An 8,639-nucleotide genomic window follows, 5' to 3' on the forward strand; every position below is an offset into this window, starting at 1 on the left:
TCAGTCGTCCGAGGGTTGTGGTTCACCGCCGTCGGTCGCCGCGACCTCTTCGGCGGACTGCATCTTCGACATCGGTTCGGGGCTGTGACACTGCCGGACCAGCCGCTTAGTCGCCATGTCGGGCTCGTCGGTCGCGAGCGAGACGCCGATGGTGACCGCGAAGACGATGGGCACGGCGACGAGCGCGGAGCCGATGGCCGGGAGCCACTGGGCGAGGAATGCCGAGAGGACGCCGTCGGCACCGGCCGCGCCGGCGAGGATGCCGTAACTGGGCAGCACCTCGTTTATCATCGGGATCATCCAGATGACCAGGCCCGTGCTCATGCCGGTGAGCGCGCCGGGGCGGTTCGTGTTCTCCCACCAGAGGCCGAGGAAGAACATCGGGAACAGCACGGCCCCGGCCAGCGAGAACGCGTACGAGACCAGCGCGGCGATGGGTGCCGCGGGGTCGAGCGCGGCGAGCGTCGTGATGACGCCCAGCGCGACGATGCTCGCGCGGCCGACCATCACCTGCTGGCGCTGGCTCGCGTCCTCGTTGATGATGTTCGCGTAGATGTCGTGAGAGATGGCCGACGAACCGGCGATGAACAGGCCGGCCGTCGTCGCGATGGCGGCGGCGATGCCGCCCGCGGCCACCAGGCCGACGAACCACTGCGGGAGGTTCGAGAGCTGGGCGGCCAGCACGACGATGACGTCGCCAGCGGCGGTGGTCATGCCGGGGTCGCCGTAGACGTCGCCGATGTTGTTGGCGTAGAGGTCGGTGCCGAAGGCGGCGAAGGCCGGCGCCGAGAGATACAGCAGGCAGATGAAGAACAGGCCCCAGACGGTCGACCAGCGCGCGGTTCGCTCGCTCTCGACCGTGTAGAACCGAACGAGGACGTGCGGCAGTCCGCACGTCCCGACCACCAGCGAGAACGCGGTCGCGATCCAGAGGTAGTAGCTCGCGGAGACGAACGGCGCGCTGAACTCGCTGCTGAGCGTGCTGAAGAGGGCCCCGTACTCGATGTGCGGAAGCACCGTCGAGTAGCCCCCCGTGAAGCCGACGGCGTAGAGGCCGGCGAGGAACGCGACGATGAGGATGACGTACTGGACGGCCATGTTCTTGGTCGCGCCCATCATCCCCGACAGCGTCAGATAGCCGACGGTGATCGCCATCATGAAGATGACCATCGACTGGTATCCCGAGAAGCCGGGAATGCCGATGTCGCCGAAGATGTAGAGGCCGACCAGGCCCATCCCGCGGGCCTGCCCGATGGCGTAGACGAAGCCGATGAGGAACGTCGTCACGGCCGCGATGGCGCGCGCGCTGTCGGAGTTGAAGCGGTCGCCGACGAAGTCGGGCGCGGTGTACTTCCCGAACCGGCGCATCTGCGCCGCGAGGAAGATGAGCAGGATGAAGTAACCCGTCGACCAGCCGACGACGAACGCCAGCCCGTAGAAGCCCGAGAGGGCGATGAGCGCCGCCATCCCGAGGTACGACGCGGCCGACATCCAGTTGGCCCCGATGGCCATCCCGTTCTCGACGTTGCCGATCGAGCGACCCGCGACCCACATCCCCTCGGTGTCGGCGACGCGGAACGCGAAGCCGATGCCGAGGAACAGCAGGAGCATCGAGAGGACGAGTATCGCCGGGAGCAGTTTGAACGAGACGTTCAGCCCCTCGGGGAGCAGGCCGCTCTGGAGCAGGTAGCTCATCATTCGCGGACACCCCCGTCAGTCGCGGTCTGCTCGTCGCCGGTCGCGTCCTCGGCGGTGGTCTCGCTGGCGTCGGTGTGCGTGATGCCGTACTTCTCGTCTAACTTGTCGCGCCGGCGAGCGTACCAGAACGAGAGGATGAGCGCGCCGGCGGGCGCGCCGATGGCGACGAGGAAGTAGTGGAGCGGGAAGCCGATGACTGGCATCGGCGTCGTCATGACACTGGGGACGACGGCCGTCAGCGTCACCGGGACGAAGACGATGATCGCCCACGCGATGAACCCCGTCCAGATGAGCCGTAAGTGGTCGCGCATGAACGGCGTGCTCGGGTTCAGCAGGTTCACCTCCTCGTCGAGGTAGTTCGTGTTCTGATGTGCCTGTGCGGCCTGTGCGGCGGTTCCGCCGTCGGTCTCGACCGACGGACGGTCACCGGAGTCGTGCGTGTTCTTCTCTGTCATAGTTCCGTTCGTGGTGTGTCGGTGGCTGTGTGTTCGAAAAACGGTGCGCGGCTCAGTCGCCGCCGACCTTCGACTGGATGTCGGAGACGACGTCCGGATTGCGCAGCGTGCTGGTGTCGCCGAGCTCCTCGCCGTTGGCGATGTCTTCGAGGAGGCGGCGCATGATCTTGCCCGAGCGGGTCTTGGGCAGTTCCGGCGTGAAGATGACGGCCTCCGGGCGGGCGATCGGCCCGATGGCGTCCTCGACGCTCTCGATGATGCGCTCTCGCAGCTCCTCGTCTTCCTCGTACCCGTCCTCGGTGATGACGTAGGCGTAGACGGCCTCGCCCTTTATGTCGTGTTCGCCGCCGACGACGGCGGCCTCCGCGACCCCCTCGACGCCGACGATGGCGCTCTCGATCTCCATCGTCCCGAGGCGGTGCCCCGAGACGTTGAGCACGTCGTCGACCCGACCGAGGACGGTAATGTAGCCGTCCTGGTCGATCTTCGCGCCGTCTTCGGGGAAGTACACCCAGTCGGCCGGGTCGTCGCTGTCGGTGTCGGAGTACTCCCGCCAGTACTCGTCGATGAAGCGCTCGTCGTTCTTGTACAGCGTCCGCAGCATGCCGGGCCACGGTTTGTTGACGACGAGGTAGCCGGCCTCACCCGCCTTCACGGGACTGCCGCTGACGTCGACGATGTCGGCGCTGACGCCCGGTAGGGGCGGGCCGGCGGAGCCGGGCTTCATGTCGCCGACGCCGGGCAGCGTCGTCAGCATCATGCCGCCGGTCTCGGTCTGCCACCAGGTGTCGACGACGGGGCAGTCCTCCTTGCCGATGTGTTTGTAGTACCACTTCCAGGCCCGCGGGTTGATGGGCTCGCCGACGGTCCCGAGCAAGCGCAGGCTGGAGAGGTCGTGGCTGTCGGGGTACTCCTCGCCCCACTTCATGAACGAGCGGATGGCCGTCGGCGCGGTGTACAGCTGCGTGATATCGTGGTCCTCGATGATCTCCCAGAGCCGGTCCTTGTCGGGGTAGTCGGGCGTCCCCTCGTACATCGTCGTCGTCGTGCCGAGCGCGAGCGGCCCGTAGATGATGTAGGAGTGGCCCGTGATCCAGCCGATGTCGGCCGAGCAGAAGTAGGTGTCATCGGGTTTGACGTCGAGGACGGCCTGTGAGGTCCAGGCCACGTAGGAGAGGTATCCGGCGGTGGTATGTTTCACCCCCTTCGGCTCGCCGGTCGTCCCCGAGGTGTACATCAGGAACAGCATGTCCTCGGCGTCCCGGGAGACCGGGTCTACCTCCGCCCCCTCCTGTTCGCGCTGGAGTTCCTCGAAGGCGACCTGATTGTCGGCGTAGTCGTGGCCGAAGCCGTCACCGTCGAGCAGGCGCTCGGCCACCGCGACCGTCTCCACGTCGTGTTCGACGCCCTCCAGCCCCTCGTTCGCCTTCTCGAGGTGGTCGAGCGGGTCGCCGCGTCGGTAGTAGCCGTCACAGGTGACGAGGTACTCCGAGTCGGCGGAGTTCATCCGCGTCGCCAGCGCGTCCGCCGAGAAGCCGGCGAACACCACCGAATGGGGCGCGCCGATGCGGGCGCAGGCCAGCATGGCGATGGGGAGCTGGGGGATCATCGGCATGTACATCGTGACCACGTCGTCCTCCTCGACGCCCTGTTCGCGGAGCGCGGCCGCGAACTCGTTGACCTCGCGGTGGAGCTCCTCGTAGGTGTAGGTGACGTCGTCCTCGTCTACGGGTTCCCCGACCCACTCGATGGCCGCCTCGTCCCCCCGCTCGTCGAGGTGGCGGTCGATACAGTTCTCGGAGGCGTTCAGCGACCCCCCGGTGAACCACTCGTAGAACGGCGGGTTCGAGTCGTCCAGTACCTGGTCGTACTCCTCCTCCCAGTCCAGTAGGTCAGCCGCGTTCTCCCAACACTCCGGCCAGTTCTCCTCGAAATCCTCGTAGATCCCCGAATCGGCGACGTTCGCCTGCTCGACGAACGACTCCGGGGGCTCGAAGACCTCCTGCTCTTCCAAGCGCGCCTCGAGTTGAACGTCATCATCTGACATGGTCTATCACTCACAATCAACGGGTCACTGATAAACGGGGGGTCTAACTATGGCAATTGCTACCTGTCAGTCATCCGTTCAGCGGTGCGGGCGGTTCTTCGGTGGGCGCGTCGGCGAAGAACGCCGTCAGGAGCTTCTGCTGGGCCTTCCTGAGGTGGTTGTGGAACGTCGGCGAGGAGACGTCGAGCGAGTCGGCGAGTTCCTCGGCGGTGGTCCCGCGGGGCCACTCGAAGTAACCGCTGTGGTAGGCGGCCTGTAACACCGTCGACTGCCGCTCCGAGAGGCGGTCGGAGAGCCGCTCGCGGAAGCCGGTCTCCGTCTCGACGGACCGCTCGGTCTCGCGTTTGGCCGTCAGCGACGTCCCCGGATAGGCGTCGACGACGGCGTCGACCGCCTCGCGGAGGTCGGTGTCACCGGGCAGTTCGGCCTCGATGGTCGCCGACCCGTTTTCGGCCCTCAGATCGCGGAGACGGCCGCCGTTCTCCACGAGCGAGAGCGCGGGCGCGGCCGTCACGACCACCTCGACGAGCGCCCCGTCGCCGTAGTCCTCGATGAGGCGGGCGTCGGCGATGTCGTCGTCGTCGGCGGCGCGCGAGAGGACCGGCCCGGCGGGCGCGCCCTCGACGACCAGATAGTACAGCAGCGAGCGCCCGCCGACCGGGACGACGCCCGAGAGTTCGAGCCTGCAGTCGAGCTCGGCCGAGAGGCCGACGGTAAACGCGTCGCGGTCGGTGCATTCGAAGGTGAGTTCCGTGACCGTATCGGCGAGCAGGAGGCGCTTGCGCTCGACGGCCGCCAGCGCCGCGCCGACCTGCGCGCCGAGTGCCGCCAGCAGGTCCTGTTCGGCGTCGATGACGTGGGCCGTCGTCCCGATAGCGAGGACGCCGGCCGCGTCGTCGTCCCGGACGATGGGGACGAGCGCCATCGGCCCGCGGGCGTCCTCGGCCATCCGCACCTCGTGGCCGTCCATCGCGGCCGCCGCTTGCTCCTCGTGGTCGCGCGCGCGGTCCCCGACGCTGTCCTCGTCGACGCCGGCCGACGCGCGCGGCGTTAGGCCGTCGCCGGTGCGTTCCGCGACCCACGCGAAGCGAAACCCCTCGGTGTCGGCCAGTCGCTCGCAGACGGTCCGTTCGATCTCCTCGCCGGTCGCCGCGCCGGCCAGCGTCTCACCCACGTCGGCGGCGACGCCGATGGTCCGGCGGAGGCGGGCCGGCGTCGGGACGTCCTCGGTGTCCTCGACGGCGCGCACGACCCGCTCGCGGTCCGGTTCCGGCAGCAGCGGTTCGAGTCGGGCGAGGCGGTCCCAGCCGCCGAGTTCGCAGACGACGTGCGGCGGGACGCCCCGTGAGAGCAGCGTCGCCGCGAAGCGCCAGCGCAGGTCGCGCGAGGAGATATCCGCCAGTCGGGGCGTGGTCTCGGCGGCCCGGTCGGCGACCTCGCCGACGACCATCTGGAGGCGACGGGCGGACACCGACAGCAGCGGTTCGTCCTCGGCCCGGCCGTTCGCGCTGGCGAACTTCCGCAGGTCGTGCTCGACGGCTTCCGGGAGGTACGCCTCGCGGTCGGGTTCGCCGTCGCCGTCGCGCACGGCCAGGAAGTAGTGGTCGCCGTCGCTCGTCACGTCCGCGAGACGCACGCGCGTCATCTCTACCGGGCGCAGGCCGACCTCCGCACCGAGGCGCAAGACGAGGTCCTCGCGGTACGTCTCGGCGGCTCGCCGGAGCTGTTCGTAGCCGCGCGCGCCGAGAACGTCCGCTGAATTCGTCATACCGTTTCGCGTATTCGGGACTCTCCGAAATAAGCTTACGGGGACTCTCTCCGCTGTCGCTCAGACAATTCCTTCGTGAACCCTACACTTCGACAGCTGCGTCGAACTCTTGTTTCGGAAACTTCTAGATTAGCGAAACACCGCTATCGGTCGGGCGTCGCGGACTGTAGCTCGCCGAGGATCTCGGGGTTCCGAAGCGCGCTCGTATCGCCCAACTCGTCGCCGTTGGCGACCGCGGTGAGGAGCCGTCGCATCACCTTTCCCGAGCGCGTCTTCGGGAGGTCGGGCGTGAAGATGACCGCCTCGGGCGTGGCGACGCTGCCGATCGCCCTCTCGACGGCCGCCTCGATGCGCTTTTCGAGGTCGGCTTCGGCGCAGTTGCCCTCCGGCGAGACGTAGGCGTAGACGGCCGTTCCCGTGGTCGCGTGGTCGGCCCCGACGACGGCGGTCTCGGCGACGCCCTCGACGCCCGCGATGGCGCTCTCCAGTTCCATCGTGCTGAAGCGCCGCCCGGCGACGTTGATAGCGTCGTCGATACGGCCCAGAAACGTGACGTAGCCGTCGCCGTCGACCGTCGCGCCGTCCTCGGGGTAGTAGCGCCACTCGTCGCCGTGAACCAACGACTTCCCCCAGTCTTCGCCGGTCCGCAGCGCGCGGGGCATCCCCGGCCACGGGCGGGTGACGACGAGTTCGCCGGCCTCGCCGCGGTCGACCGGCTCGCCCGCGGGGTCGACCACCTCGGTCTGGATTCCGGGTAGCGGCTTGCCCGCCGCGCCGGGTTTCATCGCGTCGACGCCCGGCAGCGTGGCGACCAGAATCGCGCCCGTCTCGGTCTGCCACCAGGTGTCGACGACGGGCGCGTCGCCGCCGCCGATGTGCTCGCGGTACCACTGCCAGGCCCGCTCGTCGATGGGCTCGCCGACGGTCCCCAGCAGGCGCAGACTGGAGAGGTCGTGCCGTGCGGGGTACTCCTCGCCCCACTTCATGAACGCGCGGATGGCCGTCGGCGCGGTGTAGAAGACGTCGACGGCGTAGCGCTCGACGATGTCCCAGAGGCGGTCTTTCTCGGGGTGGTCCGGCGTGCCGTTGTAGAGGACGGTGGTCGTCCCGAGCGCGAGCGGGCCGTAGACGATGTAGGAGTGGCCGGTGATCCAGCCGATGTCGGCCGAACACCAGTAGGTGTCCGTCGGCTTGATGTCCAGAACCGACTCGCTGGTCCAGGCGACGTGTGAGAGGTAGCCGCCGGTGGTGTGGTCGACGGCCTTGGGTTCGCCGGTCGTCCCCGAGGTGTAGATGCGAAAGAGCGTATCGCCCGCGTCCCGCGGGACCGGATCGACCGTCTCGCCGTCGTGTGCGTCCCGGAGCGTCGCGTAGTCGTAGTAGTCCTTTCCGAGGTGAACGTCCCGACCCAGCCGGTCCAGCACGACGACGGAGACGTCCTGCTCGACGGCGATGCGGGCGTTGTCGGCCTTGTTCTTCTGGGCGACGGCGCTGCCTCGTCGGTAGTAGCCGTCGCAGGTGACGAGCAGTTCCGAGCCCGTGCGCTCCATCCGCTCGGCGAGCGCGCCCGAGGAGAACCCCGCGAAGACGACGTTGTGGACGACGCCCAGCCGCACGCAGGCGAGCATCACGACGGGGAGTTCGGGGACCATCGGGAGGTAGATGGTCACCACGTCGTCCTCCTCGACGCCGCGTTCGCGCAACGCCGCCGCGACGGCGTTGACTTCGCGAGAGAGCTCTCGGTACGTGTAGGTCCGGGACTCGCCGTGGCCCTCCCAGATGAGCGCCAACTGGTTCTTGCGCTCGGGGAGGTGTCGGTCGATGCAGTTGTACGAGGCGTTCAGCGTCCCGCCGGCGAACCACTCGAAGGGCGGGCCGTCCTCGTCGTCGAGGACGGTGTCGTACGACTCTTCCCACTCCAGTAAGTCGGCCGCTTGCTCCCAGCACGCCGGCCACTCACGCTCGAAAGTGTCGTACACCGACGGATCGGCTTGGTTGGCCTGTTCGGTGAACCACGCGGGCGGGTCGATGGCCGGGCGGTCTTCCAGGGCGGTCTTGCGGCCCGACCCGTGGGACCCTGTCATTGAATGGCACTTCGAGGGCGTCCTCAAAAGGTTTGGCGCTAAGTAGACGAAAAATCGGGATGGAACGCAGACAGATCGCCCGACTAGAGATACGCCGTCAGAACCTCGACGACGCGGTCGACAAACTCGTCGGACACTCGCCCTTGCCACGCTACGAAGTCTTCGGTGCGGGGCGAATGTACTGCCCAGGGTGAGACGAACGATTCACGCGGGACGCCACCCGTTTCCCAGACCTCCTCGGAGAGTTCGAGGGAGTCTTGATGACATCCTCCACGCCGTAAACGGCGCGGTTTCCTCCGTGGGAGTCTCGGCTATGCCGATTCCCCGGAAGCAACATTCCCGCCATGGTGGGCGGTACTCGGGTCTGTGCGCTGTTCTTTGGGACTTTCGTGAGGGTGTGATATCCCCGACCAGTCGTGGTCGTCCCACTCGAACCGCACGGGCCGTGCCATCGGCCTGACTGCGTTCTCTGTCTGCCGCTTCAGGAACGTTTCTGACGCTGTAAGGTCGGCGTGGCCCTCGAACCCACACGGACAGGCGAGCGTGTCCTGATGCCGTGTCGTCCGGTCTGTCGAACCGCACTGCGG

Annotated in this window: 5 protein-coding genes and 1 pseudogene; all 6 read right to left on the reverse strand. The window is 67.7% G+C overall.

Annotated elements, in window-relative coordinates; genetic code table 11:
• Nucleotides 1-1,698, reverse strand: a complete 1,698-nt coding sequence (locus EGH23_RS16015; protein WP_220580995.1) for a sodium:solute symporter family transporter — start codon at nt 1,696-1,698, stop codon at nt 1-3.
• The gene (locus EGH23_RS16020) at nt 1,695-2,153 is read right to left on the reverse strand and encodes a DUF4212 domain-containing protein (RefSeq protein WP_220580996.1); all 459 of its coding nucleotides are present in this window, start codon (nt 2,151-2,153) and stop codon (nt 1,695-1,697) included. Before EGH23_RS16020 ends, EGH23_RS16015 begins: the two co-directional genes overlap by 4 nt.
• A gap of 52 nt (nt 2,154-2,205) precedes the next feature.
• Nucleotides 2,206-4,200 carry an acetate--CoA ligase gene (gene acs / locus EGH23_RS16025; RefSeq protein WP_220580997.1) on the reverse strand — a complete coding sequence of 665 codons (1,995 nt, stop codon included), beginning with the start codon at nt 4,198-4,200 and terminating at the stop codon, nt 2,206-2,208.
• A gap of 70 nt (nt 4,201-4,270) precedes the next feature.
• The gene (locus tag EGH23_RS16030; protein WP_220580998.1) at nt 4,271-5,968 is read right to left on the reverse strand and encodes a bacterio-opsin activator domain-containing protein; all 1,698 of its coding nucleotides are present in this window, start codon (nt 5,966-5,968) and stop codon (nt 4,271-4,273) included.
• A gap of 143 nt (nt 5,969-6,111) precedes the next feature.
• A complete protein-coding gene (acs, locus tag EGH23_RS16035) occupies nt 6,112-8,052 on the reverse strand; it encodes an acetate--CoA ligase (RefSeq protein ID WP_220580999.1) in 1,941 nt (646 codons plus the stop codon).
• A 311-nt stretch (nt 8,053-8,363) separates the two neighbouring features.
• Nucleotides 8,364-8,639 (reverse strand): annotated as a pseudogene (locus EGH23_RS16040) (zinc ribbon domain-containing protein); the annotation flags it as partial.

The sequence above is a fragment of the Haloarcula nitratireducens genome (assembly GCF_019599505.1).

Bases quoted from the DNA above. Each gene is read 5' to 3' on its own strand.
- EGH23_RS16015 (WP_220580995.1), bottom strand. From the start codon at position 1,698: ATGATGAGCTACCTGCTCCAGAGCGGCCTGCTCCCCGAGGGGCTGAAC.
- EGH23_RS16020 (WP_220580996.1), bottom strand. From the start codon at position 2,153: ATGACAGAGAAGAACACGCACGACTCCGGTGACCGTCCGTCGGTCGAG.
- acs (WP_220580997.1), bottom strand. From the start codon at position 4,200: ATGTCAGATGATGACGTTCAACTCGAGGCGCGCTTGGAAGAGCAGGAG.
- EGH23_RS16030 (WP_220580998.1), bottom strand. From the start codon at position 5,968: ATGACGAATTCAGCGGACGTTCTCGGCGCGCGCGGCTACGAACAGCTC.
- acs (WP_220580999.1), bottom strand. From the start codon at position 8,052: ATGACAGGGTCCCACGGGTCGGGCCGCAAGACCGCCCTGGAAGACCGC.